Raw genomic sequence first — 25,780 nt, forward strand, 5'->3', positions numbered from 1 at the left:
CCCATCCCGACGGGGGTCGTGGTCACCGACCTGCCAGGATTCCGCCGCGTCGAACAGGCGCAGATCCGTCGCGCTGGGGGCCGAGTCCGACGGTGCGAGAGGCGTCGGCAGAACAGTCGTGGGGTCATCCCCGGCAACGGCCCGCAACGACATGGTCTCCTCCGCGGCGGAACCCCCTTCGGAGGCAGCGCCCCCCTCCGCGGCAGAACCCCTCGCGGCGGAACCCCCCTCGGAGGCAGCGCTCCCCTCGGCGGCAGCGACGCCCTCCGCGGCAGGATCCCTCTCCGCCCCCGCGCCCCGCACCGCCGCGCCCCGCGCCTCCGCGCGGGCCCCCTCCAGCTCCACATACGGCCTGATCCGCAACGGATCGAAGTCCTCCGCCGCGGCCGCCGCGGCGCTGCGCGTGGCGCGCAGGGCGTCCGACGCCTGCCGGGTGCAGCCGCACGACGGAGTGTGGTCGGCCGCCCGAGGCGCCCCGCACTGCGGACACCGATGCGCCGGCGTCCCGGCCCCCGCCCCACCCCCGTGTTCGTCCATGTGTTCGCCCCTCCCCATAGGAACTCCAGAGATTATGCGGTTCCTCCACACGGGCGAAGGCGGCTCCCCCCGGAATACTGGGCTCCACCAGGACTCAACAGGCCATAACCGGTCACACCGAACAGGATGGATGTGTCACGACAGCTGGGGAGGTCTCCATGACCGTGGACGCGCGCGCCAGGGCGGAAAGCGCGCAGCAGGAGCACGTGTCCGGCAACGTGCTCGTGTCGATCGGCGCCCTGCTGCTCGGCATGCTGCTCGCGGCTCTCGACCAGACCATCGTGTCGACCGCGCTGCCGACCATCGTCAGCGACCTCGGCGGTCTGGAACACCTGTCGTGGGTGGTCACCGCCTACCTGCTGGCGTCCACCGCCGCGACCCCGCTGTGGGGCAAGCTCGGCGACCAGTACGGACGCAAGAAGCTGTTCCAGGCCGCGATCGTCATCTTCCTCATCGGCTCGGCGCTGTGCGGCATGGCGCAGAACATGCCGCAGCTGATCGCCTACCGCGCCGTGCAGGGCCTCGGCGGCGGCGGTCTGATGGTGCTGTCGATGGCCATCGTCGGCGACGTCGTCTCGCCCCGCGAACGCGGCCGCTACCAGGGCCTGTTCGGGGCGGTCTTCGGCGCGACGAGCGTGCTCGGGCCGCTGTTGGGCGGCCTGTTCACCGAACATCTCAGCTGGCGCTGGGTGTTCTACGTCAACCTCCCCGTCGGTGTCGTCGCCCTCGCCGTGATCGCGACCGCGCTGCACATCCCGCGCCGCTCGACCCGGCATGTCATCGACTACCTCGGCACCGCCCTCATCGCGTCCGTCGCCACCTGCCTGATCCTGGTCGCCTCCCTCGGCGGTACGACGTGGGGCTGGGGGTCGCCGCAGATCATCGGTCTGGCCGTGCTCGGCGTGGCGCTGGCCGGCGTCTTCGTCGCGGTCGAACGCCGGGCCGCCGAACCCGTCCTGCCGCTGAAGCTGTTCCGCATCCGCACCTTCACCCTGTCCGCGGTGATCAGCTTCATCGTCGGGTTCGCGATGTTCGGGGCGATGACCTATCTGCCGACGTTCCTCCAGGTCGTGCAGGGTGTGACCCCGACCCTGTCCGGGGTGCACATGCTGCCGATGGTGTTCGGCATGCTGCTGTCGTCGACCGTCTCCGGGCAGATCGTCAGCCGTACCGGCCGCTGGAAGGTGTTCCCGATCGCCGGCACCGGCGTCACCACGCTCGGGCTGCTGCTGCTCCACCGGCTCGACGAGCACAGCTCGACGGCCGAGATGAGCGTGGACTTCTTCGTCTTCGGCCTGGGGCTCGGCCTGGTCATGCAGGTCCTCGTCCTCATCGTGCAGAACGCCGTGTCCTACGAGGACCTGGGCGTCGCCACCTCCGGCGCCACCTTCTTCCGCTCCATCGGGGCCTCCTTCGGCGTCGCCATCTTCGGCACGGTCTTCGCGAGCCGCCTCGGCGACAAACTCGCCGACGCCTTCCGGGGCGTACGGCTGCCGGGCGGGGCCTCCCCGGACGCGCTGAAGGCCGACCCGCGCGGCATCGGCGCCCTGCCGCCCGCGCTGCGGCCTGCGGCGCTGCACGCGTACGCCTCCTCCATCACGGACGTCTTCCTGTACGCCGCGCCGGTCGCCTTCCTGGGTTTCCTGCTGGCGTGGCTGCTGAAGGAGGACCGGCTGCGGGGCTCCGTCACGGCGCCGGACGTCACCGAGACCCTCGCCAGCAACCCCGTCGAGCGTTCCTCGTACGACGAGGTGTGCCGGGCGCTGTCCGCGCTGGGCACGCGGGAGGGGCGGCGCGAGGTGTACCGGAAGATCACCGAGCGGGCCGGCTACGACCTGCTGCCGGCGGCGAGCTGGATGCTGCTGCGGATCAAGCGGTACGGGCGGGTGGAGCCGGCTGTGCTGGCCGAGCGCAGCACCGTGCCGCTGCAGGTGATCCTGGAGGCCGCCCGGCAGGTCGAGGAGCGGCAGCTCGCCCGCCGGGAGGGCATCGACCTGGTGCTCACGGAGCGGGGGAGCGAGGTCGCCGCACGGCTCGCGCAGGCGCGTGAGGAGTCGTTGGCCCACCTGCTCGGCGACTGGTGGGGGCCGGACCGCCCCACGGACCTGACCCACCTGGTCAAGCTGCTCAACGAGGAACTCTGCGGCTCCACCCGCGAACAGCCCCGCGCCCCGGGCCGGACGACGGCCTCCGGCTGACGCCCACGGTCCCGACGCGCGGGCGTCCCGCGGAAGACCGACCGTCCCCCTGGCCGGAGCGTCACCCGTCCAGAGGACGCCCCGGGGCAGGGCTGCTCACACCGGCCGGGAGGACGGACCGCCCCCTGACGCGGACCCGTACCTGGGCCGGGGGGCCGGCAATCCCGGGCAGAGCGACCCTGCGCTGCCCGCTGCCCCCCGGGCAGGTCCTCGCCTGGGCCGGGGGGCCGGCAATCCCGGGCAGAGCGACCCTGCGCTGCCCGCTGCCCCCCGGGCAGGCCCTCGTCCGGCGGGCAGGCCCTCGGCCCCCGGCAGGGCCCCGCCCCGCGGGCAGGCCCTCGGCCCCCCGCACGGCCCTCGCCCTCCGGACAGGCCCCCCCCGGGCAGGCCCTCGCCTGGGCCGGGGGGCCGGCGATCCCGGGCTGAGCGACCCTGCGCTGCCCGCTGTCCCCGGCAGGCCCTCGTCCGGCGGGCAGGCCCTCGGCCCCCGGCAGGGCCCCGCCCCGCGGGCAGGCCCTCGGCCCCCACGCAGGGCCTCGCCCTCCGGACAGGCCCCGCCCTCAGGACAGGCCCCGCCCCCCGGGCAGGCCCTCGCCCCCGGGCAGGCCCTCGCCCCCGGGCAGGGCCTCGCCCCCCCGAGCAGTGGACCGCCCCCCGCGGGCAGGCCCCGCCCCCTCAGGCGAGGCTCTTCCTGAACCAGTGTTCGGCGTACGGGTCGTCGTTGTGGCGGTCGGTTTCCGTGTAGCCGAGGCGGGTGTAGAGGGTGCGGGCCTCCACCAGGTCGCTGCGGGTGTCCAGGATCAACTCGGTGGCGCCCAGCGCCCGGGCGGCGTCTTCGGCGGCGGTCACCAGCGGCGCGGCCCCGCCCCGGCCACGCGTCCCGGGCAGCAGGAACACCCGTTTCAGCTCGGCCGTCGCCGCGTCCAGCAGCCGTACGCCCGCGCTTCCGGCCGGCTCACCGCCGTACCGTGCGATCAGCAGCTGCCCGCGCGGCGGCGCCAGGTCGGAGCCGTCGACCGCGGCGATCTCCCGTTCCAGCTCGTCCGGGTCGGTGCGGCGCCCCTCGTGCAGCAGGTACCAGCGGTCGCTGACCTCCGTGTAGTACGCCCGCCACAGGGCGCGGGCGTCGGGGGAGTCGTACGGCTCGGGGGCGATGGTCCAGGTCATGGCCGTCATTGTGGGAAGCCCACCCGGGCCGGCCGCAACCCAATAAGCGAACCCGCCCCGCACGCGGCCGTGCACGGACCGTTTGCCGGGCGGGCCGCGGGCAACCCGATGAGCGAAACCGGTCGGACGGGCCGGTCAGAATCGGAAGGCACCCGGAAGGCATTCATGTCCACAGGCGTGCTCATCGCTGTGATCGTCATCGTGGCGGCCGTCGTCCTTGTCGCGGCGGCCCTGACCCTGCGTGCCCGCGGTGCGGGCGGCGGCCGGAGTCTGAAGCGGCGCTTCGGACCCGAGTACGACCGTGCCGTCGCCCGGCACGACGGGGACGTCAAGGCCGCCGAGCGGGACCTCGCCCGGCGCGTCGAGAAGCACGGAAGGCTGCGCGAGCAGCCGTTGGAGCCGGCCCGGCGCGAGGAGTACGAGGCCCGCTGGACGGCACTGCAGGAACACTTCGTCGACGCGCCGCACGAGGCGGTAGCCGAGGCGGACCGGCTGCTGGCCGAGGTGGCCGGCGCCCGCGGCTACCCCGACGGCGGCCAGTACGAGGAGCAGCTCGAAGCGCTCTCCGTGCACCACGCCCACCGCGTGCAGGGCTACCGCCACATGCACCGCGTCGCCCACGCGCCGCTGGCCGCGGACAACGACGGGTTCGGCACGGAGGAACTGCGCGAGGCACTCGTCCAGGCGCGCGAGCTGTTCACGGAACTCATCGCCCCCGCACCCCAGGACAGCGGGCGGCACCGCGCGGACCGCGCCGCGAAGGACGGGCGCGAACAGGTCGCCGCGCCCCGGCCCACCCACCGCACCCACCAGCCGTGGGGACTGACCCGCGGCCACGCCAAGGGGAGTTGACCGCCATGACCGACGACAGCCGTCAAGGCATGCGCCACGCCCCGGTCACGGAGGAGCGTGCGCCGGTGGCACCCGCCGGGCGCGCCGAAGGCCACACCGTGGCGCCCCCGGGGCAGGGACACACCGTGCCCGGCCTGGGCGACAGGTCGATGACCGGCCCCGGCCCCGCTTCCGACCGGTCGCCCCTGCCCCGCGACCCGGACGCACGCGGCGAAACCGCCACCGGCACCACCCAGGGCGTCGGCCCGACCGCGACGGCCGGCACCACGTCGACCCCGGCCGGCGCCACCGCGACGGCCGGAACCACCCCGACCGCCACGGGCGGCGGCACTACGACCGACGCGGGCGGCACTCCGGCCGCAACCGGTGGCGCCACGGCCGGAACGGCAGCGACCGACAGCCCCAGCGGCCCCCTCATGCCGCACGACGAGGTCGACGAGTTCCACCAGCGGCTCTCGCACACCCTGGCCGGGTTCGTCGACGGGCCGAGGGACGCGGTGGAGGAGGCCGACCGCCTGTTGCAGGAGATCACCGCACACGTCACCGACGCCGTCTCCCGGCGCCGCCGTACCCTGCGGATGACCTGGCAGGGCGGCGAGGCCGGCGAGGACAAGGCCGCCACCGGCACGGACACCGAGCAACTCCGGCTGGCCCTGCGCGACTACCGCGAGCTGTCCCGGCGCCTGCTGCACCTCTGACGTCAGCTCATCAGTTCACCGGACCGCCGCCCGCGGCCGTCCGCCGCTCACGCCACTGCCGTACGACCTCCTCGACGTCGTACGGCTTGCGGCCCAGCGGCGGGCCGGGCGGCGGTTTGAACATCATGTCGCGGATCTTGACGTTGACTTCCGTGATGATCCGCCGCACCACGTGCTCCGACGGCGCCGCGTACGCCGCCGCGAGCGCGTCGTCGGCCTCCTTGCGCAGCGCCAGCGCGGGCGGCAGTACGGACAGCCCCTCGCGGTGCAACTTGCGCTTGACCCACCACAGTTCGTCGTACGTCGACTCGATCTCGGGCGGCAGCGGCTCACCCGCGCCGGTCAGCCGGTCGAAGTCACCGCGGGCCTGCGCGTCGCGGATCTGTTTGTCGACCCAGGACTCGAACGGCACCCCGGGTGGCTTTCGCTCGGTCATGTACCCATTGTGCCGGACGCGGCCCGGCCGGCCGATCTATCATGCGGCGGCGGTGGACCAACCAGGCCACCGCATCGCGACGTCGCAAAGGGAGCGCACGTGCTCGAACTCACCATGGCCTCCGTCTCCGGGGGAGACGAGGGCGTCACGGCCGGGATGACCATGGCCGACGCGCCCAGCGATCCGGGCGCCGTGCTGAGGGTCGGACGCGACGCCGCCACCTGCCGGCTCGTCACGCCCGAGGACTGGCTGTTCGTCTCCCGCGTCCACCTGGAGTTCCTCTGCGGCGCCGACGGCGGCTGGCAGCTGACCTGGCTGCGCGGTTCCCAGCCGGACCCGTCCTCCGAGGTGCGGATGATCGTCGGCGAGTACGCCCAGCCCCTCGTGTACGGCGGCACGGTCGCGCTGCCCCGGGGCGGCTCCGGCGAGATCGTCATCCAGGACCGCACCGGCCCGCGCAGCGTCAACGTCGGCTTCTACCACGACGTCTGAGCCGCGGGCGGGCTGAACGGTGCTCGCCGCCGGTCACAGCACCCGGGCGAGGGCGAAACCGTCGTAGCCCTTGCTGCCGACCGTCTGGATCGCGGTGCCGCTGAGCCGGGGGTGGGAGCCGATCAGTTCGATGGCGGCGCGGGTGCCGCGGACGTCGGGGTCCTCGCTGCCGGCGTCGGCGACCCGGCCGCCGCGGACCACGTTGTCGACGACGATCAGGCTGCCCGCGCTGGTGAGCCGCAGCGCCCACTCCACGTAGTGGGCGTTGTTGGCCTTGTCCGCGTCGATGAAGACCAGGTCGAAGGGCGGCGGGTTCTCGTCGGCGAGCTGCGGCAGCGACTCCAGGGCCGGGCCGACGCGCACCTCGACGATTTTGTCCAGGCCCGCCCGGGCGATGTTGCGGGCGGCGATCTCGGCGTGCTTCGGGCTGTACTCCAGCGAGATCAGCCGGCCGTCGGCGGGCAGCGCCCGGGCCAGCCAGATCGTGCTGTAGCCGGCCAGGGTGCCGATCTCCAGGACGTTGCGCGCGCCGTGGATCCGGGCGAGCAGCTGGAGGAACTTGCCCTGGGTCGGGGTGACGTTGATCCGCGGCAGCTGCGCGGCCTCGCTGTCGCGCAGCGCGGCCAGCAGCGCCTCGTCGTCCAGCGCGAGGTGGGTGGAGAAGTAGTCGTCGACGTCGTCCCAGAGCTGCGACCCGCTCATGCGTCTGCACCTTCCATGCGAATCCCGCGTCCCAGGGCACAGCATTTCAGAGGTTGGGCACGGGTGCCCGGGAGGTGCGGCGGCGTGTGGCGCGTACGGTGCACACGGCGACGACGACGGCGAGCGCCACCAGGCCCCCGCCGGTGGCCGCCAGCCAGGCCGGCAGGCCGGCGATCTCGCGCAGACGGTAGTCGTAGACGACCTCGCGGTACGCGCGGTCGGTCGCGGCGCGCCGCAGCTCATGGTCCCCGTCGATGCGGGACGGCACCGGAAACTCCTGGTCGAGCGCCGTGAGGTAGTCCGTGCCGCGGCTGAGGTCGGCCAGCGGGCCCCGGGCGTCCTCGACGCGTCCGGCGAAGATGACCTTCGGACGGTCGCCGCCGATGGCCGTGCGCGGCTCCATCCGGTGCGCGGCGAGCAGGTACAGACCGAGCGACTGCGGGTTGGCGGCGAGGCGGGACAGGCGCATCGGGTAGACGGGGGCGTCGGCGGCGAAGGTGAGGTGCAGCGGGTCGAGGGCGCCGTACAGGGCGGTGCGGGCGCTCTGCGGGGCGAGCCGGATCGCCACGTACTCCCAGTGGCGGTCGACGTACGGCTGGAGGGCCTGCGCGAGGCGGGGAGGCAGGGCGAAGCCGTTGCGGTGCAGCCAGGCGCTCAGGGCGGCCGGGTCGTCGGCGGTGAGGCGGGCCACGTCGAACGGGCCGAGCTGCTGCCGGCTGACGACGCCGACGCCGGCACCGGCCGACGGCGGGGCCGCGGCGGAGGCACCGTCCCCCGAGGCGAACGGCCAGTCGCCGGAGCGGGGCCAGAAGTAGTACCGGGTGCGGTGCTCGGGAGCGGTCTGCTCCTGCAACTGCTCGAAGAGGCGGCGGTCCCCGAGGCGGACGGTGGCGCGGTGCGGGACGGGCATGATCCAGGCGGCGCGATCGGCGGTGCCGGCGACGGTCAGACTCATCACGATCTGCTCCTGCCGGCCGTCCCACCGCACGACGGAGACCTCGCGGTCCACTCTGACCTGCTGCTGCCCACCGGGAATCATCGCCCCGCAACCACACGCGTACGCCGGCGCGGCGAGCCAGGCGAGCTGTATGCCGAGGAGAGTGAGAACGAGGGTGAGGATACGGGGTGTTGTGCGCACGCCCCGTATGGACGACAGTCCGGAGCCCGCGGTTCCGCCACCCGGGCTGCGCCCGGCATCCCGGACCGCCCACGCACAGCCGTCCGGCGCTGCGGGCGCCGCAGTCATGCGGGACGGTGGCCCGCGGCTCGACCGGACGGGCCGCCCGCCGCGACCAGCGACTCAGCCGGACGGGCCGCCGCCGCAGCTACGGCGACATGGCGCCCGCCACGACGTTGCGGCACTCGCGTACGGCGGGGAGGGGACGGGGCGGGGGTGTCCGCCCGCAGGGCCGGCACCGGCAATGGGTGCGGTCGTCGGGAACGGGCGGCCGGACCGAGGACGGACACCCCCCGCCCCGGCCCCGACTCAGAAACCGGCCGTAGGCGGCGCACGCCACGACGAGACAGCAACGGGCCGCCGCAGGCACAAAAGGGGCGCGGGGAACGGCGCGACCAGCCACAACGCGCCCGCAGACAACGCGCCCGCAGACAACGCGCCCGGCACACAACGCGACCGGGAGACAACGCGACCCGCAGACAACACACCCCGCGCAAGCCCTCCTGACAACCGCCCGCCCGACGGAGTCACGCCGCCCGTTCCACCGCCGGTGCCGACCCCGGCAGCGGGCGCCCCGCCGACTCCGTCATGTACCAGACGGCCACGCCACCCACGACAGCCGCCGCCATCATGTAGTACGCGGGCATCATCATGTTCCCCGTAGCCCCGATCAGCGCCGTGACCACCAGCGGCGTGGTCCCCCCGAACAGCGACACGGAGACGTTGAAGCCCACGGACAGCGACCCGTACCGCACCCGCGTCGGGAACAGCGCCGGCAGCGCCGACGGCATCGCGGCGGTGAAGCACACCAGCAGCAGCCCGAGCGCCCCCATGCCCAGCGCGACAGCGACCAGGCTGCCCTGCCGGATCAGCAGCAGCGCGGGCACGGACAGCAGCAGAAAGCCCACGCACCCCGCCGCGATCACCGGACGCCGGCCGACCCGGTCGGTCAGCGCGCCCGCGAACGGCTGGACGATCATCATCACGGCCATCACGCCGAGCACCACGAGCAGCCCGTGCGTCTCGTCGTACTTGAGCTCACTGGTCAGATACGACGGCATGTACGACAGCAGCATGTAGTCCGTGACGTTGAAGACGAGCACCAGGCCCATGCACAGCAGCAGCGCCTTCCACTGCCCGGTGATCATCTCCCGCAGCGGCACCTTCGGCCGCGCCGACTCCGCCTTCTCGACCTCCGCCGCGAACGCCGGGGTCTCCTCCAGCTTCATCCGCAGATACAGCCCGATGATCCCCATCGGGCCCGCGATCAGGAACGGGATCCGCCAGCCCCACGAGGTCAGGTCGTCGGCGGACAGCAGCGCCGTCATCAGCGTGACCAGCCCCGCACCGCCGATGTAGCCGGCCAGCGTGCCGAACTCCAGCCAGCTGCCGAGGAACCCGCGCCGCTTGTCGGGGGCGTACTCGGCGATGAAGGTGGACGCACCCGCGTACTCCCCGCCGGTGGAGAAGCCCTGCACCAGCCGCGCGGCGAGCAGCAGCAGTGGCGCGCCGACGCCGATCGAGGCGTACGACGGGATCAGGCCGATCGCGAACGTGCCGGCCGCCATCATGATCATGGTGACCGCGAGCACCTTCTGGCGGCCGACGCGGTCGCCGAGCGGCCCGAAGACCATGCCGCCGAGCGGCCGGACCAGGAAGGCCGCGGCGAAGGCGCCGAACGTGGACAGCAGCTGGGCGGTGGGGTTGCCCGAGGGGAAGAAGACCTTGCCGAGGGTGACGGCGATGTAGCTGTAGACGCCGAAGTCGAACCACTCCATGGCGTTGCCCAGCGCCGCCGCCTTGACCGCGCGCTTGACGAGCGCGGGGTCGGTGACGGTGACGTCCGGGGTCTTCTTGAGGGTGAGGGGCGTGACGGGATGGGCGACGGTCGCGGCCGAAGACAAAACTTCGCTCGCCTGCCTTTCGACGGGGACAGGGACAGGGCCCACGCGGCGGCGGTGACGGCGGACCGAAAACCGACCATAGGCGCCGTTGGTCCCGTTACGGGGTGTACGCACCTCATTGCATGATGCAGCTAAACGTCGGTTGTGCAGGAGTGTCTGCCCCATCCCGCCACGCTCACCCGCTGTCACGGTGTGATCCTTCTCGCGCCGCAGACAAGCACCGACAATCCGGGCGGTCTATCGTCTTCGGGACAAAAGGTCTGCGGACCCGGACGTCAACGCGGGAGGGCCGACCAGGCGTGGCGAATGCCGAGCACAGCGGGCAACCCGCGGCAGCCGTCGGTGCGACGGCCGGCCGCGCGGCCCGGGCGCGCCTGCGCGCCCTCAGAGTGGGCCTGTGGCTGATCAGACCGGGCCTGTGGCTGCTCGCGGCCGTCCTCGCCGCCCGCCAGGTCGCCGCGGTCCTGACCAGCCCGCGCGGGGAGCGGCTGACCGACCTGGAGACCTGGGTCGGCCCGCACGGCGTGCTGCACGTCAACGGCTCCCTGTACGACTCCACGCGCTTCACCGGTACCCCGTTCGGGGGACTCGTCCTCAAGCCGCTCACCCGGGCCGCCGAGCAGGCCCTCGGCTGGGGCTGGACCCTCTCCACCCTGCTGCTGGTCGCCGCTCTAGGCGTCGTCGCCGCCCGCGCCCTGCCCCACCCGGTCGGCGGCCGTGCCTCCCTGCCGGCCGCGCCCGTCGCGATCAGCCTGCTCATGCTGTCGCTGCCGGTGCGCAACACCCTGTGGCTCGGCCAGACCAGCATCCTGCCGGTGCTGCTCGTCCTGCTCGGCTGCTTCGTCGCCCGCGGCCAGTGGACGAGCGGCGTCCTGATCGGCGTGGCCGCCGCGCTGCAGCCGACGCTGCTGCTGTTCGCGCCGCTGCTGTGGTGCACCGACCGCCGCCGGGCCGCCAGGTCCGCGGGCGTCACCTTCGCCGTGTGCACCGGGCTGGCCTGGGCCGCGATGGCGCACGACTCCGCCACCTACTGGGTGCACCACATGGCCGGCGCGGGCCTCGGCGGGCGCGCCGACGCCCTCGGCAACCAGTCCCTGCACGGCGCGCTGCTCCGCTTCGGCCTCACCGGCCCGCCGGAGATCGCCCTCTTCCTCGCCCTGGGCACGGTCGTCGCCGTCCTCGGCGTACGCCGCGCGGTGCGCTACGCCCGCGACGGCCAGCTCCTCCTCGCGGTCGCCGTCACCGGCTGCGCCGCCATCGCCGTATCGCCCACCGCCTGGCAGCACCAGCTGCTGTGGGTGCTGCTCACCGTCGTCGGACGGGTCGGCCGGCGGGCCGCCGACCGGTATGTGTGGCCGGTCGCGGTCGTGCTGGTGATGACCCTGCCGGCCCGGACGATGCTGCCGGACAAACCGCTGTTCCAGCCGCTGCTGGACAACCTCGTCCTGCTCGCCGCGCTCGCCGCGGCCACCGCCGTGCCCTTCCTCGTCCGCTCCTCGGTGTACTTCGACAGCCCCCTGCCCACCCGGTACGCCGCGCCCGCTCCCGCCCCCTTGCGGCGCATCCCCCGGCTGCCCGCCCTGCGCCGTGTCCTCAGCCGCCCGAACCTGCTGTTCGAGCTGTTGCTGATCCGCCTCACCTACTGGGTGTACTCGCAGGTCCGGCTCGCCGCGACCGGCGGCACCACCAGCGGCGGCCGGGCCCTGGCCGAGCGGCACGGCCATCAGATCCACGGCCTCGAGGCGGCCCTGCACATCGACGTCGAGCACTGGGTCAACCGCACGGTCGTCTCGGCCGGCCGGCCTGCGGGATTCTTCAGCTTCTACTACGAGTCGTTCCACTTCGGCATCCCGCTGGCGATCCTCGGCGTCCTGTACCTGCGCCGCCCGCTGGACTACCGCTGGGCCCGGTCCGCGCTCGGCTTCGCCACCCTGCTCGCGCTCGCCGGCTTCTGGCTCTATCCGCTCGCGCCGCCGCGCCTGATGCCGGGTCTCGGCATCGTCGACACCGTCAACGGCCCGCAGGACTTCGCCAGGCCGGACTACGGCACGCTCACCGAGCTGACCAACCAGTACGCCGCGATGCCCTCGCTGCACTTCGGCTGGGCGCTGTGGTGCGGTCTGGTGGTCCTGGTCCTGGCGCCGCGCCGGTGGATGAAGGCGCTCGGCCTGCTGCACCCGCTGCTCACCCTCTGCGCGATCGTCGCGACCGGCAACCACTGGGTGCTGGACGCGGTCGGCGGCGTGGCCGTGGTCGGCGCCGGCTTCGGCCTGATCCGCGTGATCCAGGGCCCGCGCGCCACCGGGGTCACGACCGCGGCCGTGCGGGTCGGCAGTCTGCCGAAGGAGCCGGAGCGGGACCGTACTCCGAGCTGATCCGGTACCGGCCCGGCGTGGACACCGTCAGCCGGGTGAACTCGCCGTCCCGGCTCAGGCAGCCGCCGTCCGACCGCAACCACGGCGACCAGACCACCCGCACGGTCACCGCACCCGGCCGGGACACCCGCAGCACCAGGTCGGCGCCGGTGGTCCGCACCACGCTGCCGGGCGCGGAGACCAGCGGGACGGCGTCACGCACCCGGTAGACCCGCCAGTGCGCGTCCCGCCACACCGGCTCCAGCCAGGCCGGCCGACGCTCGCGCACGAGGTCCGCCTCCTGCCGGGCGTACCCGTCGGGCGGGGCCGGCGGCAGCACGACGTAGCCGACCGCCCAGCGGTCCAGCCAGGCCCGGTAGGTGGACGCGGAGAAGGTGCCGTCGTAGAAGAGGCGGGCCCGCTCCATGTCCAGCTGCCGGTTCCAGCCGCGGGCCAGGCTGAGGTGCCGGGCCAGCTCGACGGCCTCGCGGTGGTCGCGGGCCGGGACCGCCTCGACGCGGGCGCGCTCGGCGCCGAGGTCGCGCAGCACGCGCACCACGGGCCGGGTGTCGGCCGCCCACGCGGGCACGGTCGTGGACACCCCCAGATCGTCGGCGGTCTTCTTGCCCACCCAGCCGACCGAGAACACCAGCGCCACGATCAGGGCACCGCGGCCGAGCCGGCGCGCGGGCGGCACAGCGAGCAGCGCGGCGAGGAGAGCGGCGGGCGCGAACAGCTCCGCGAACCGCTCGATGTTCGTGCCGATCGGCGAGGGGATCAGATACACCAGCACGGTCCCGGCCGCGTACACCGCGCCGCTGATCCGGGCCACCCGCCAGGGCCGTGGCGCGAACACGGTCACGACCAGGCCCAGCGCGACCGGCGCCCAGATCCGCGCGAGGGGCATCGGCTGCTGCCCCGTGAACGGGAACAGCAGGGCGGTCGCGCCGACCACCACGGCGGGCGGCACCACCAGCGCCGCCGCCCTCCGCCAGTCCCGTACGCAGACGTACCCGGCGCCGACCACCGTCAGGAGCAGCCCCGCCACCGGTGAGGCCGTCGTCGCGAGCAGTGCGTACCCTGCGGCCGGGACCCACCGCCGCTGCCCGGTCAGCAGGACGCAGGCCGCGAGCCCGAAGGCCACCCCGAGCGCGAACGTGGAACGTCCCGAGGCGACGTCGCACCACAGGGCGAGGGACGCCAGGAGGGCGGGCCCGAGCGGATGCCGGGTGCCGGTCCGGGCGATCAGCACGCCCGCCAGCCAGGAGGCCGCGAGCCCGGACAGCACGGTGACCGTGCGCACCCCGAGCGCGGCCATCAGATACGGCGAGATCAGGCTGTACCCGGCGGTGTGCATCCCGCCGTACCAGGCCAGGTCGTACGCCGACCCGCCGTACCGTGCCGCGAACTCGGCCCAGGCGTCCTGCGCGGCCAGATCGCCGCCGCCCGTCGCGAGGAACGCCCACCACACCGCGTACAGCGGCAGCAGCGGCAGGGTGGCGAGCAGCGGCACGCGGTGAGGGCCGCTGAAGGGGCGCGGCAGGCGGCCCGCCACCGGGGGTGGGTCTGCCGCGCGCTCGGGGTGGGTGATGTCGGCGTGGACCACACCTCCCACGATGCGCCTGGACGGGGCGGGGTTCACAGGGCCGAGGTGTCTTCACTCCTGTGGGTCACCGCGCGCGGACGCGGCGAAGGCGGCGGCCCAGGGGATCGGGGGCCGCCGCCTTCGCGTCTGCCGGGGTACGGAAAGCGGGTCCGTACCGGCGCCATCAGTACCAGTTGTGGGCCTGCCAGAAGTTCCAGGCACCACACGGGCTGCCGTAGCGCTCGTTCATGTAGTTCATGCCCCACTTGATCTGGGTCGCGGGGTTGGTCTTCCAGTCGGAGCCGGCCGTGGCCATCTTGGAGCCGGGCAGGGCCTGGACCAGGCCGTAGGCGCCGCTGGAGGAGTTGGTGGCGTTCGGGTTCCAGCCGCTCTCGCGCTCGACGATGTTCGAGAAGCACTGGTACTGCGCCGAGCTGCCGATCATCTTCTTCGCGACCGCCTGGGCCGAGGAGGCCTGCGTCGTCGCGGCCTGGGCGGGCGCGGCGGCGATCAGGGAACCGCAGGCGGCAGCCGCCAGGGCGGCGCCGGCGAGGGCCTTCTTGGGGGCGGAGACACGACGGAAGAGGGGAACGGCGGTCACGGGAAGCCTTTCGTCGGGGACACTGGCGTCGCCGGCACACCGTGAGCACGTGATGCGTGGAGCCGCCTGGGTGCGGCTGTGGCATGCGGAGGCGCCGCGGCCCTGAGGGCACGTCGGCGCCGTGCGACGTCATCCAGAGAAGCAGGCCCGACAGGCGTCCGCAATGACCCCTTTTACTAGTTGTGGTCGCATCGAGAAGAACGCCCGAGTGTGTGACCTGGCTCTCAAAGCCCAGGTCAGAGCCCGTGGCGACGCGAGCATGACAGGCGGATGGATCTACGACCCTGCCTCGTAGGTGACCTGGGTCATGTGGGGTGCTTCACCGCGGCGCCCCCCGCCCGCTCACGGTCGGCGTACGGGCTCTCACTCCCCGGCCGGACCGAACGTGACCGGCGTCTCGAACGCCGCCCGCCGTGTGGCCCGGCGCAGCGTCCTGAGGATCGCCGGGCCGAGGGTCAGCGTGAGGACGAGCGTGACGAGCGCCCGGCCCAGATCCCAGCCGAGCGAGGTGGCGAGGCAGTACGCGACGAAGCGGGCCAGGTTGGCGCCGGGACCGGCGTGCGGGTCGAAGGCGATGTTCGAGGCGTTGCCGCCCATGAAGGGCCAGCCCGCGAGGTTCATCACCGTGCCGTAGGCGAAGGCCGCCAGGAAGCCGTACCCGGCGAGCACACCGAGCTCGGCGCGGCCGCGCAGCCGGTCCGGCCCGGGCAGCAGGCCCGCGCCCAGCGTGAACCAGCCCATCGACAGCATCTGGAACGGCAGCCACGGACCGACCCCGCCCGTCAGCAGTGCGGAGGCGAACATCGTCACCGCGCCCAGCACGAAACCGAAGCCGGGTCCGAGGACCCGGCCGCTGAGCACCATCAGGAAGAACATCGGCTCGATGCCGGCCGTGCCCGCGCCGACGGGCCGCAGCGCCGCGCCGGTCGCCGCCAGCACCCCGAGCATCGCGACCGCCTTCGGGCCGAGCCCGGACTCGGAGATCGTCGCCGCGGCCACCGCGACCAGCAGCACCAGCAGCGCCGCGAACAGCCACGGGGCGTCCTGGGCGTGCGCGAGCACCCGGGAACCGGGCGGGGCGAGGAACGGCCACAGCAGCGCGGCCACCCCGACCGCGCCGACCAGGACGAGCGCGGCGACGGAGCGGGGGCCGAGGCGGACGGCGTGCATCCGGGCCGGGCGGGTCGGGGCGGGTCGGGTCTGCGCGCGGCGGCCGGCGCCGGGGGAGCGGCTCATGCGAGGGCCTTCCGCACCTGCGTCACCGTCAGCCACTGCTGCGGCGCGAGGATCTTCGTCACCTGCGGGGCGAAGGAGGGTGAGGACACCACGACGTCCCCCGTGGGCCCGTCGGCGATCACCTCGCCCTCGGCGAGCAGGACCACCCGGTGGGCCAGCTCGGCGGCCAGCTCCACGTCGTGCGTGGCCAGCACCACCGCGTGCCCGGCGGCCGTCAGCTCGCGCAGGACGGTGACCAGGCGGGACTTCGCCGCGTAGTCCAGGCCGCGGGTCGGCTCGTCCAGCAGGATCAGCGGCGGCCGTGCGGTGAGCACGACGGCCAGGGCGAGCGCGAGACGCTGGCCCTCGGACAGGTCCCGGGGATGCGTGCCGCCCGTCACGCCCGGCAGCAGCTCGTGGACCAGGGCCCGGCAGGTGCCCGGCTCCGCGCCCGCGTCCTCGTCGGCGGCCGCGCACTCGGCGGCGACCGTGTCCGCGTACAGCAGGTCGCGCGGCTCCTGCGGGACCAGGCCGACCCGGCGCACCAGCTCGCGCGGCGGCGCGCCGTACGGGGCGGCGCCGCCGGTCAGCACGGTGCCGGAGGCCGGCCGGACCAGCCCGACGAGGGTGTCGAGCAGCGTCGACTTCCCGGCGCCGTTGCGTCCCATCAGGGCGATCGTCTCGCCGGGGGAGACGGTCAGGTCGACGCGGCGCAGTGCCTGCACCTGGCCCCGGCGCACGGCGAGCGCCCGCACCTCGGCGGCGTACGCCAGCGACGCGGGGGTGTCGGAGGGCCGCCGGCCCAGCAGCCGGGCGAGACGGGACGGGGCTGCCCGCCGTGACGCCGGCGGCGGGAAGGCCGGCACGGCCGGGTCCGGGTGGGCTTCCGTCGCCGGGGCGGTGTCCCGTTCGGTCAGCCGGTCCCGCAGGTCGCCCGCCCGGCGCCGGGCGTCGCGGACCGTCAGCGGCAGCGGGGACCAGCCCGCGAGCCGGCCCAGGTCGACGACCGGCGGGAACACCGGCGATATGGCCATGACGTCGGCCGGGGTGCCGACGACGGGCGCCTCGCCCGGGCCCGGCAGCAGGGCGACGCGGTCGGCGTACTGGACGACGCGTTCGAGGCGGTGTTCCGCCATGAGGACCGTCGTCCCGAGGTCGTGGACCAGGCGCTGGACGACGGCGAGGACCTCCTCGGCGGCGGCCGGGTCGAGTGCGGAGGTCGGCTCGTCGAGGACGAGGACCCGGGGGTGCGGGGTGAGGACCGACCCGATCGCGACGCGCTGCCGCTGGCCCCCGGAGAGCGTGGCGATCGGGCGGTCGCGCAGGTCGGCGAGGCCGAGCAGGTCCAGCGTCTCCTCCACGCGGCGCCGCATGACCTGCGGCGTCAGGCCCAGGGACTCCATGCCGTAGGCGAGTTCGTCCTCGACGGTGTCGGTGACGAAGTGCGCGAGCGGGTCCTGGCCCACCGTGCCGACGACATCGGCCAGTTCGCGCGGCTTGTGGGTGCGGGTGTCGCGGCCGGCGACCGTGACGCGGCCGCGCAGGGTGCCGCCCGTGAAGTGCGGGACGAGCCCGCTGACCGCCCCCAGGATCGTCGACTTGCCGACGCCGGAGGGGCCGACGAGCAGCACGAGTTCCCCTTCGGGCACCTCGAGGTCGACGCCCTGGACGGTGGGTCCGTCCGCACCGTCGTAGGTCACGGAGACGTTCTCGAAGCGGATCACGACGATTCCTCGGGCTCCTTCTTCAGCGCAGGGGAGGGTTCCCTCGGGGCGGGTGCGGCGAACGCCGGGAGCAGGCCCAGCAGTACGGCCGCGGCCGGCCACAGCGGCAGCGCGGGCGCGGTGAGCGGGACCACGCCGGGGTTCAGGGCGGGGGAGCCGGCGAGGACCAGCGCCGCGGCCACGGCGACGCCGCTCGCGGCGACCGTCAGGGCGCGGGCGTCCCACGGGTCGGGGCGGTAGCGGGTGCGCGGGGTGCGCCGGCCACCGAGCCACAGGCCGGCCAGCGCGGCGGCGAGCCCGCCGAGCAGCACCGGCAGCCCGTAGCGGTCACCGTCGGCGGTGAGCAGCCCGTACGTGCCGGCGCACACGCCGAGCAGCCCGCCGAGGGTGAGCGCGGCCGTCGTACGGCGCACCGGCGCGGGGACGTCGGCGCTGCGGCCGTAGCCGCGGGCGTCCATCGCGGCGGCCAGCGCCACCGACCGCTCCAGCGCGCCCTCCAGCACCGGCAGGGCCACTTGGAGCAGCCCGCGCAGCCCTCGGTCCGGGCGGCCCCGCAGCCGCCGGGCGGCCCGCAGGCGCTGCGCGTCGGCGATCAGATGCGGGGCGAAGGTCAGCGCGACGACGACGGCGACACCCGTCTCGTACAGCGCGCCCGGCAGCGACTTCAGCAGCCGGTGCGGATTGGCGAGCGCGTTGGCGGCGCCGACGCAGACCAGCAGTGCGGCCAGCCGCAGCCCGTCGTACAGGGCGAACAGCAGGCCCTCGGCGGTGACCCGGCCACCGAGCCGGATGCCCTGCGCCCAGTGGGGCAGCGGCACTTCGGGCAGGGTGACGACGACGTGCGTCCCGGGGATCGGGGAGCCGAGGACGACCGCGAAGAAGAGGCGTACGACGAGGACGGCCAGGGCCAGCTTCAGGAACGCGGCGTAGGAGCGGGCCCAGGGCGCGTGCGGGCGGCAGGTGGTCACGACGTACGCGGAGACCGCGACGAGCAGGGCGAGCAGCAGGGGGTTGGTGGTGCGGGTGGCGGCGGTGCCGAGGCCGAGGGCCCACAGCCACCAGGCGCCGGGGTGCACGGTGGCGGGGCCACGGTGACTACGCACGCCGCCGCCGCGCCTGCCACACCGCCGCCGCGCCCAGGACGGCGACGGCCGCGCCGCCCGCGATCAGGCCCACCGACGGGCCGCCGTCATCGCTCTTCGCCGTCGGGGCCGCCGACGGGGTGCCGGTGGCCTTGCCGGAGACCTGCTCCCCGCAGCCGCGCTGCGGATAGCCGGCGATCGCGCACAGCAGGGCGTTGGTGTCGTAGCGCAGCGGCTTCGCGACCGCGGCCAGGGCCTCGGCGGTCGTCGCGTCCTCGGGCACCCGGGCGCAGGCCGTACGGGCGGCCGGCGGCTGCTCGCCGGCCGGGGCGTCTGCGGCCGTACCGAAGTCGATGACCAGCGCCACCCGCTTTGTGCCGTCCTGCCTCGGGGTGTGCGCGCAGATCGCGGCGAAGCCGGCGGCCCCGCGCGGCTTCTCGGCGTCGCCGGAGTCCTCGCTCACCGCGAACCGGAAGCCCTGCACGGCCCCGTCGGCCGGCCGGGCCGTCGACGGTCCCTGCGTGGCGTACGTCCAGGTGGAGCCGTCGCGGTCCCAGAACGACCAGTACCGGTAGCCGACGGCCCGCGCCTGGCCCGCCGCCACCAGCGGCAGCAGCAGGGCCAGGCACAGCAGGGCGACGCGGCGGATCACTTGGTGCGGCCCTTGCGGCCGCTGATGAGGAAGCCGGCGCCTATGCCGGCGACCAGGCAGACGCCGACGAACCACCACACGCCGAAGGGCGAGTCGTCGTCCTTCTTCTCGTCCTTCTTCTCGGCGGTCTGCGGGGCGGGGCCCGTCGCGTTCAGCCCGGCGACGAGGTCCTGGCCGCCGAAGTGGCGCGGGTCGCCGCCCGCGGCGTGCGCGGCGAAGATCAGCTGGGCGTAGGCGGCGGGGCCGCTCTGCTTCGCCCAGCCCGCGCTGTTCTTCTCCAGCCACGCCAGCGGCTTCGCGGCCTGCGCGGCACCGCCCTGCGCGGCGAGCGCGACGACGGCGTCGGCCGTGTTGCCGTAGTCGGGCTGGGGGGTGGCGCCCGGCATGGCGGAGGTCAGATGGCCGTCCTTCGCCGTCGTCTTCGCCAGGTAGGCCGCCCCGTTGGCGGCGGCCTGCGCCGGGGTGCGCTCGTCCTTGCACACCGCGTCGGCCTTCGCACCCGCGCCCGTCACCAGGCCCTTGCCCAGCAGCCCGACGACACCGGCGGCGGTCGCGTCCGCGTTGGCGGCGAGCTTGCCGGACTTGTCGGGCTGGAAGGCGAAGGCGCCGCCCTCGGCGCAGGGCAGGGCGAGCTTCAGCAGGGCGTCGGCGGGGGACTTGCCGTCCTTGGTGACGTCCTCCGGCTTCTCCCCGGCCGCGGCGAGCGCGCCGACGACGACGGAGGTGGAGTTGGTGTCGCTGGCCCCGCCCGCGACGTAGCCCCAGCCGCCGTCCTTGTTCTGCACGGACTTCAGCCACGCGAGCGCCTTGGTGACGGCGGCGTCGTGACCGCCGAGCGCGGTGAGGGCCTGCACGGCGGCGGCGGTCTGGTTGGTGTCGACCATGGTCTTCGCATCGCACGGCTTGGCCGGCTCGGCGCGGAACGGGGCGAACGCGCCGCTCGCGCACTGCTGTCCGGTCAGCCAGTCCACGGCCTTGGCGGCGGGCTTCACCCCGACGGTGTGCTGCGCCAGCAGGGCGAGCGACTGCCGCCACACACCGTCGTACGTCGGGTCGGCCGTGCCGAACAGCCCGGAGGGCAGCGCCTGCGACGGGGACGGGGCGGGCGACGCGGCCATGGCGGGCGCGGCGCCGCCGAGCACGGCGACGGCGGCCACGGCCGCTGCGCTGTGACGAATGTTCATGATCGGCGGGTGCCTCTCCCTGTACCGGGAACCGGGCAGCACGGGAGGACCCGGGCGGCTCGGCTCCGTGGACCTCGACGGTGCGTGAGCCGTTCACGTCCGCACCGGGCGATCCGGCTCGCCACCCTCTGGGCAGCTCACGGACTGGGGTCTCCCTGCTCGAGCGCAGCCGAGAGCTCGGGGAAGGGCCGGCGCCGGATGTGCACCGGCTTCCCCCGGTACGGGTGTGATGACGACGCGGCCACTTTACCGGGCCGTAGGAAAGCCTCCCGGGGTGGCCTCGGTCCGCCGGCCAGGGCGGTGACCGTCACCTGTTGTGCTCGTCCTCCGTCAGGTCGATGAGCCGGCACACCGTCTCGATGTCGAGGGTGACCTGGGCGATGGAGGCGCGGCCCGAGAGCCAGGTGATCAGGGCCGCGTGCCAGGTGTGTTCGACGACGCGGACCGCGGAGAGCTGGGCGGGGGTCGGGTCGGCGGTGCCCATCGCGTCCAGAATGATCGCCGTCGTCCGGCGGGAGACCTGGTCGACCTCGGCGGAGACGCTGCGGTCGGCGAAGGTCAGGGCGCGCACCATCGCGTCCGCCAGGTGCGGATCGCGCTGCAGTCCGCGGAAGGCGCGCATCAGGGTCTCCGCCACGCGTTCCGCCGCCGTCTCGCCGGCCGGGGGCTTCTTGCGGAGCGTGCCGTGCATGCGGTCCAGCTGGTCCTGCATGGTCGCGACCAGCAGATGGATCTTGGAGGGGAAGTAGCGGTACAGCGTGCCCAGCGCCACCTGAGAGGCCTCCGCGACCTCCCGCATCTGCACCGCGTCGAAGCCGCCCCGGCCGGCCAACTGCGCGCTCGCACGCAGGATGCGGCGGCGCCGCTCCTCCTGCCGCTCGGTGAGCGGGGAGGGGCTCGGGGAACTGACGTGCGCAGGCATGGGTCCCGTCCGTGACAGTCGGTGAGGGCGTGCGTTCGGTCAGCATGGCAGCCGTGCACCCGTGGCGTGAATCACCTGATCCACTGCTCACAGCGCCGCTACCTGCCGGTAGATTCAGAGCCTCCTGGACGATCAAGTCTGAAACTTGTTCTAGATTAGCGTCCCGGCGTAATCTCGCGGGACGGAGCAGGCAGAGAGGGGCCCGGAGTGACCGCTGAGGCCAGTCGGACGGGGTCCCGTGAAGACCTCGCCGCGGACGGCGGGCGACCGCTCGACATCGCGCTCCTGACCTACAAAGGGAACCCGTTCTGCGGCGGCCAGGGCGTCTACGTCCGGCATCTGTCGCGGGAGCTGGCCCGCCTCGGTCACCGCGTCGAGGTCATCGGCGCGCAGCCCTATCCCGTACTGGACGAGGGCTTCGGCGGACTGCGCCTCACCGAGCTGCCCAGCCTCGACCTGTACCGCCAGCCCGACCCCTTCCGCACCCCGAAGCGGGACGAGTACCGGGACTGGATCGACGCCCTCGAGGTCGGCACCATGTGGACCGGCGGCTTCCCCGAGCCGCTGACGTTCTCCCTGCGCGCCCGCCGCCATCTGCGGGCCCGGCGCGGCGAGTTCGACGTCGTCCACGACAACCAGACCCTCGGCTACGGCCTGTTGGGCGACCTGGGCGCACCGCTGGTGACGACGATCCACCACCCCATCACCGTCGACCGGCAGTTGGAGCTGGACGCCGCCGAGACCTGGCAGCGCCGCTGCTCGGTGCGCCGCTGGTACGCGTTCACCCGCATGCAGAAGCGCGTCGCCCGCCGCCTGCCGTCCGTGCTCACCGTCTCCGGCACCTCCCGCCAGGAGATCGTCGACCACCTCGGCGTACGGCAGGACCGCATCCACGTCGTCCACATCGGCGCCGACACCGAGCTGTTCTCGCCGGATCCGTCCGTGGCCAAGGTGCCCGGCCGGATCGTCACCACATCCAGCGCCGACGTCCCGCTCAAGGGTCTGGTCTTCCTCGTCGAGGCGCTGGCCAAGGTCCGCACCGAGCACGGCGACGCCCACCTCGTCGTCGTCGGCAAGCGGCCCACCGAGGGACCGGTCGCGCAGGCGATCGAGCGCTACGGCCTCGAAGGCGCCGTCGACTTCGTCAAGGGCATCTCCGACGCCGAACTCGTCGACCTGGTCCGCTCGGCCGAGGTCGCGTGCGTGCCGTCGCTGTACGAGGGCTTCTCGCTGCCGGCCGCCGAGGCCATGGCCACCGGCACCCCGCTGGTCGCCACCACCGGCGGCGCGATCCCCGAGGTCGCCGGCCGGGACGGCGAGACCTGCCTGGCGGTGCCGCCCGGCGACGCCGGGGCGCTGGCCGCCGCGCTGGGCCGGCTGCTGGGCGACCCGGAGCTGCGCACCCGCCTGGGACGGGCCGGCCGCGAGCGGGTCCTGCGCCACTTCACCTGGGCGCGGGCCGCCGAGGGGACCGTGGCCCGCTACCGCGAGGCGATCGACGCCGCCGCGGGCCACCGGCCGGGCCGTACCGCGACCGCACCAGCAGCTGTCTCCTCCGAAAGCCACTCCGAAAGCAGGGCCACGTGCTGACCGTCGACTTCTCCCGGTTCCCGCTCGCCCCGGGCGACCGTGTCCTGGACCTCGGCTGCGGAGCCGGCCGGCACGCCTTCGAGTGCTACCGGCGCGGCGCCCAGGTCGTGGCCCTCGACCAGAACGGCGAGGAGATCCGCGAGGTCGCCAAGTGGTTCGCGGCGATGAAGGAGGCCGGCGAGGCACCCGAGGGCGCGACCGCCACCGCCATGGAGGGCGACGCTCTCGCCCTGCCGTTCCCGGACGACTCCTTCGACGTCGTCATCATCTCCGAGGTGATGGAGCACATCCCCGACGACAAGGGCGTACTCGCCGAGATGGTCCGGGTGCTCAGGCCCGGCGGGCGCATCGCCATCACCGTGCCGCGCTACGGCCCCGAGAAGGTCTGCTGGACGCTGTCCGACGCCTACCACGAGGTCGAGGGCGGCCACATCCGCATCTACAAGGCCGACGAGCTGCTCGCGAAGGTCCGCGAGGCCGGCCTGAAGCCCTACGGCACCCACCACGCGCACGCGCTGCACTCGCCGTACTGGTGGCTGAAGTGCGCGTTCGGCGTGGACAACGACAAGGCGCTGCCGGTGCGCGCCTACCACAAGCTGCTGGTCTGGGACATCATGAAGAAGCCGCTGGCCACGCGGGTCGCCGAGCAGGCGCTGAACCCGCTGATCGGCAAGAGCTTCGTCGTCTACGCGACCAAGCCGCACCTGCCGGCCGTGTCCGCAGAGGCGGACGCCACGTGACCACTCCCCGGACAGAACACCTCGTCCTGCCCGGGGTCCTCACCGCCGGGCAGGCCGCCGCCACCGTGCGCGGCATCCTCGCCGTGCAGCGGGAGGACGGGGCGATCCCCTGGTTCCGGGGCCACCACCTCGACCCGTGGGACCACACCGAGGCCGCCATGGCGCTCGACGCCGCCGGTGAGCACGAGGCCGCCGAACGGGCCTACGACTGGCTCGCCCGCCACCAGAACGACGACGGCTCGTGGTACGCCGCCTACGCCGACGGCGCCCACGACGACGTCACCGACACCGGCCGCGAGACCAACTTCGTCGCCTATGTGGCCGTCGGGGTGTGGCACCACTACCTGTCCACGGGCGACGACACGTTCCTGGACCGCATGTGGCCGACCGTGTACGCGGCCGTCGAGTTCGTGCTGCGCCTGCAACAGAGCGGCGGGCAGATCGGCTGGCGCCGCGAGGACGACGGCACGGCGACCGCGGACGCGCTGCTCACCGGGTCCTGCTCCATCCACCACGCGCTGCGCTGCGCGCTCGCGATCGCCGAGCAGCGCGAAGAGGCGCAGCCGGACTGGGAGTTGGCGGCGGGCACGTTGCGGCACGCGATACGCCGGCACCCGGAGCGGTTCCTGGACAAGGACCGCTACTCCATGGACTGGTACTACCCGGTGCTGGGCGGCGCGCTGACCGGCGCGGAGGCCAAGTCCCGTATCGAGGACCGCTGGGACGAATTCGTCGTGCCCGGCCTCGGGGTGCGCTGCGTGGTCCCCAACCCGTGGGTGACCGGCGGCGAGTCAGCCGAACTCGCCCTGGCACTGTGGGCGATGGGCGAGTCCGACCGGGCCCTGGAGATCCTCCAGTCCATCCAGCACCTGCGCGACGGCGCCACCGGTCTGTACTGGACGGGGTACGTCTTCGACGACGACGCGATCTGGCCGCGCGAGCTGACGACATGGACGGCCGGGTCGCTGCTCCTCGCCGTCGCGGCGCTCGGGGGCCACGAGGCGACGTGCGCGGTCTTCGGCGGTGAGCTGCTGCCGACGGGTCTGGAGACGGACTGCTGCGGGTGAGGTGACGCGGCGGCCGGAAACGACGCGGCCCGTCCCACCGCCACGGTGACGTGGGGCGGGACGGGCCGCGGGCGGGCTCTTCCGCCACCGCGTTACGGTCAGTTGTCGTTGAGGTAGTTGTGCGTGGTCTGGTACTTGCGGTCCGGGCCCAGGTACACGGTGAGGCTGATGTGCCTGCCCTCGGGGAGGTCGTGCACACCGCCCTGCGAAGCCCGGCTCGACACGCAGGAGCCCTCGCCGCCCGAGGCGGTCAGCGTGTACTGGAGGTCGTACAGCCCGGCGATGCTCTCCTCGCTGAAGACCTCGACCCGGGGCGCGTAGCCGTCGGCAGCCGTGTCGCACAGCGAGATGACGTCGCCGTACTCGGCGACGTAGACCGTGCCGCCGTGCTTGGCGTCCGACGTGGTGTACGTGTGGTCCCAGCTGCCGGGCGGGTCGACGGTCGCCGACGCCGACGTGGCGGTGGCGATCGACGCGCAGCCGAGCATGACGGTCGTCGCGGCCAGGGCCGCGATCTTGTGACGCATGGGTCTTTCCCCCTTCGTGGGCTCGCTCGTGGTCAGCGAGCAAGAGTGACCCTACGTCAACTCAGCGGTAACTTGGCCCATTTTTCGATCAAGTATGCGATGTCGGGCTGCGGTTGGCGATCGCGTGGCCGATGAAGAGGTGGACGACGGCGGCCGGGCCGTAGCCGGCGACCGCGCGGGCCCGGGCCTCGTCGAAGGTGCTGTGTTCTGCGGGGGCACCCCCGCGCCCCCGGGGTCGCGGGACGGGTGCGGGGCGGAGCCGTCAGTGGCGGTGGATTCGGTTGGCGATCGCGTGGCCGATGAAGAGGTGGACGACGGCGGCCGGGCCGTAGCCGGCGACCGCGCGGGCCCGGGCCTCGTCGAAGGTGCTGTGT

22 protein-coding genes are annotated in these 25,780 nt (G+C 73.9%); 8 read left to right on the forward strand and 14 right to left on the reverse strand.

What is annotated here, in order from left to right:
* The first annotated feature begins 695 nt into the window (after positions 1-695).
* Positions 696-2,735 (forward strand): MDR family MFS transporter, encoded by a 2,040-nt coding sequence (locus tag ACZ67Q_RS20500; protein ID WP_471183945.1) that lies wholly within the window; start codon positions 696-698, stop codon positions 2,733-2,735.
* A gap of 675 nt (positions 2,736-3,410) precedes the next feature.
* On the opposite strand, the gene ACZ67Q_RS20505 is transcribed toward ACZ67Q_RS20500, so the two are convergent.
* The gene (locus ACZ67Q_RS20505; protein ID WP_471183947.1) at positions 3,411-3,902 is read right to left on the reverse strand and encodes a GNAT family N-acetyltransferase; all 492 of its coding nucleotides are present in this window, start codon (positions 3,900-3,902) and stop codon (positions 3,411-3,413) included.
* A gap of 165 nt (positions 3,903-4,067) precedes the next feature.
* On the opposite strand from ACZ67Q_RS20505, the gene ACZ67Q_RS20510 reads away from it, so the two are divergent.
* Together ACZ67Q_RS20510 and ACZ67Q_RS20515 are read left to right on the forward strand one after the other, a co-directional pair.
* Positions 4,068-4,754, forward strand: a complete 687-nt coding sequence (locus ACZ67Q_RS20510; protein WP_471183950.1) for a hypothetical protein — start codon at positions 4,068-4,070, stop codon at positions 4,752-4,754.
* A gap of 5 nt (positions 4,755-4,759) precedes the next feature.
* Positions 4,760-5,452, forward strand: a complete 693-nt coding sequence (locus tag ACZ67Q_RS20515) for a hypothetical protein (RefSeq protein ID WP_471183952.1) — start codon at positions 4,760-4,762, stop codon at positions 5,450-5,452.
* A gap of 10 nt (positions 5,453-5,462) precedes the next feature.
* On the opposite strand, the gene ACZ67Q_RS20520 is transcribed toward ACZ67Q_RS20515, so the two are convergent.
* Positions 5,463-5,888, reverse strand: coding sequence for a DnaJ family domain-containing protein (locus ACZ67Q_RS20520; RefSeq protein WP_471183955.1), 426 nt, complete (start codon positions 5,886-5,888; stop codon positions 5,463-5,465).
* Between the two features lie 99 nt (positions 5,889-5,987).
* On the opposite strand from ACZ67Q_RS20520, the gene ACZ67Q_RS20525 reads away from it, so the two are divergent.
* Positions 5,988-6,380, forward strand: coding sequence for a hypothetical protein (locus ACZ67Q_RS20525; RefSeq protein ID WP_471183957.1), 393 nt, complete (start codon positions 5,988-5,990; stop codon positions 6,378-6,380).
* Between the two features lie 33 nt (positions 6,381-6,413).
* On the opposite strand, the gene ACZ67Q_RS20530 is transcribed toward ACZ67Q_RS20525, so the two are convergent.
* The 3 genes from ACZ67Q_RS20530 to proP form a co-directional block, all read right to left on the reverse strand.
* Positions 6,414-7,082 carry an O-methyltransferase gene (locus tag ACZ67Q_RS20530; protein ID WP_471183960.1) on the reverse strand — a complete coding sequence of 223 codons (669 nt, stop codon included), beginning with the start codon at positions 7,080-7,082 and terminating at the stop codon, positions 6,414-6,416.
* A 46-nt stretch (positions 7,083-7,128) separates the two neighbouring features.
* The gene (locus ACZ67Q_RS20535; protein ID WP_471183962.1) at positions 7,129-8,220 is read right to left on the reverse strand and encodes a DUF2330 domain-containing protein; all 1,092 of its coding nucleotides are present in this window, start codon (positions 8,218-8,220) and stop codon (positions 7,129-7,131) included.
* 566 nt (positions 8,221-8,786) lie between these two features.
* On the reverse strand, positions 8,787-10,163 hold the full coding sequence (gene proP / locus ACZ67Q_RS20540) for a glycine betaine/L-proline transporter ProP (protein WP_471183965.1): 1,377 nt from the start codon (positions 10,161-10,163) through the stop codon (positions 8,787-8,789).
* 299 nt (positions 10,164-10,462) lie between these two features.
* On the opposite strand from proP, the gene ACZ67Q_RS20545 reads away from it, so the two are divergent.
* Positions 10,463-12,538 carry a bifunctional glycosyltransferase 87/phosphatase PAP2 family protein gene (locus tag ACZ67Q_RS20545; protein ID WP_471183967.1) on the forward strand — a complete coding sequence of 692 codons (2,076 nt, stop codon included), beginning with the start codon at positions 10,463-10,465 and terminating at the stop codon, positions 12,536-12,538.
* Here the strand turns inward: ACZ67Q_RS20545 and ACZ67Q_RS20550 are convergent.
* From ACZ67Q_RS20550 to ACZ67Q_RS20585, 8 genes are all read right to left on the reverse strand, one after another.
* Positions 12,471-14,072 (reverse strand): hypothetical protein, encoded by a 1,602-nt coding sequence (locus ACZ67Q_RS20550; RefSeq protein ID WP_471184229.1) that lies wholly within the window; start codon positions 14,070-14,072, stop codon positions 12,471-12,473. The genes ACZ67Q_RS20545 and ACZ67Q_RS20550 overlap by 68 nt on opposite strands.
* Positions 14,073-14,286: 214 nt before the next feature.
* On the reverse strand, positions 14,287-14,703 hold the full coding sequence (locus ACZ67Q_RS20555) for an aggregation-promoting factor C-terminal-like domain-containing protein (protein ID WP_471183970.1): 417 nt from the start codon (positions 14,701-14,703) through the stop codon (positions 14,287-14,289).
* A 363-nt stretch (positions 14,704-15,066) separates the two neighbouring features.
* Positions 15,067-15,939: an ECF transporter S component gene (locus ACZ67Q_RS20560; RefSeq protein WP_471183972.1), complete on the reverse strand. Its 873-nt coding sequence runs from the start codon at positions 15,937-15,939 to the stop codon at positions 15,067-15,069.
* On the reverse strand, positions 15,936-17,642 hold the full coding sequence (locus tag ACZ67Q_RS20565) for an ABC transporter ATP-binding protein (protein WP_471183974.1): 1,707 nt from the start codon (positions 17,640-17,642) through the stop codon (positions 15,936-15,938). The genes ACZ67Q_RS20560 and ACZ67Q_RS20565 overlap by 4 nt, the downstream gene beginning before the upstream one ends.
* A complete protein-coding gene (locus ACZ67Q_RS20570) occupies positions 17,639-18,745 on the reverse strand; it encodes an energy-coupling factor transporter transmembrane component T (RefSeq protein WP_471183977.1) in 1,107 nt (368 codons plus the stop codon). The genes ACZ67Q_RS20565 and ACZ67Q_RS20570 overlap by 4 nt, the downstream gene beginning before the upstream one ends.
* The gene (locus ACZ67Q_RS20575; protein WP_471183979.1) at positions 18,738-19,376 is read right to left on the reverse strand and encodes an SCO2322 family protein; all 639 of its coding nucleotides are present in this window, start codon (positions 19,374-19,376) and stop codon (positions 18,738-18,740) included. Before ACZ67Q_RS20575 ends, ACZ67Q_RS20570 begins: the two co-directional genes overlap by 8 nt.
* Positions 19,373-20,560 carry a prenyltransferase/squalene oxidase repeat-containing protein gene (locus tag ACZ67Q_RS20580; protein ID WP_471183981.1) on the reverse strand — a complete coding sequence of 396 codons (1,188 nt, stop codon included), beginning with the start codon at positions 20,558-20,560 and terminating at the stop codon, positions 19,373-19,375. Before ACZ67Q_RS20580 ends, ACZ67Q_RS20575 begins: the two co-directional genes overlap by 4 nt.
* 307 nt (positions 20,561-20,867) lie before the next feature.
* Complete coding sequence (locus tag ACZ67Q_RS20585) at positions 20,868-21,482, reverse strand: TetR family transcriptional regulator (RefSeq protein WP_471183982.1); 615 nt, start codon at positions 21,480-21,482, stop codon at positions 20,868-20,870.
* Positions 21,483-21,689: 207 nt separating this feature from the next.
* Between ACZ67Q_RS20585 and ACZ67Q_RS20590 the strand changes: the two genes are divergently transcribed.
* Genes ACZ67Q_RS20590 through ACZ67Q_RS20600 form a run of 3 tightly spaced genes read left to right on the forward strand, consistent with a single transcriptional unit; the run spans position 21,690 to position 24,879 of the window.
* Positions 21,690-23,072: a glycosyltransferase family 4 protein gene (locus ACZ67Q_RS20590; protein WP_471183985.1), complete on the forward strand. Its 1,383-nt coding sequence runs from the start codon at positions 21,690-21,692 to the stop codon at positions 23,070-23,072.
* The gene (locus ACZ67Q_RS20595) at positions 23,066-23,812 is read left to right on the forward strand and encodes a class I SAM-dependent methyltransferase (RefSeq protein WP_471183988.1); all 747 of its coding nucleotides are present in this window, start codon (positions 23,066-23,068) and stop codon (positions 23,810-23,812) included. Before ACZ67Q_RS20590 ends, ACZ67Q_RS20595 begins: the two co-directional genes overlap by 7 nt.
* Positions 23,809-24,879, forward strand: coding sequence for a prenyltransferase/squalene oxidase repeat-containing protein (locus tag ACZ67Q_RS20600; RefSeq protein ID WP_471183990.1), 1,071 nt, complete (start codon positions 23,809-23,811; stop codon positions 24,877-24,879). Before ACZ67Q_RS20595 ends, ACZ67Q_RS20600 begins: the two co-directional genes overlap by 4 nt.
* Before the next feature lie 98 nt (positions 24,880-24,977).
* On the opposite strand, the gene ACZ67Q_RS20605 is transcribed toward ACZ67Q_RS20600, so the two are convergent.
* On the reverse strand, positions 24,978-25,406 hold the full coding sequence (locus ACZ67Q_RS20605; RefSeq protein ID WP_471183992.1) for a hypothetical protein: 429 nt from the start codon (positions 25,404-25,406) through the stop codon (positions 24,978-24,980).
* Positions 25,407-25,780: the final 374 nt, after the last annotated feature.

This window comes from Streptomyces sp. NPDC036813, assembly GCF_055609245.1.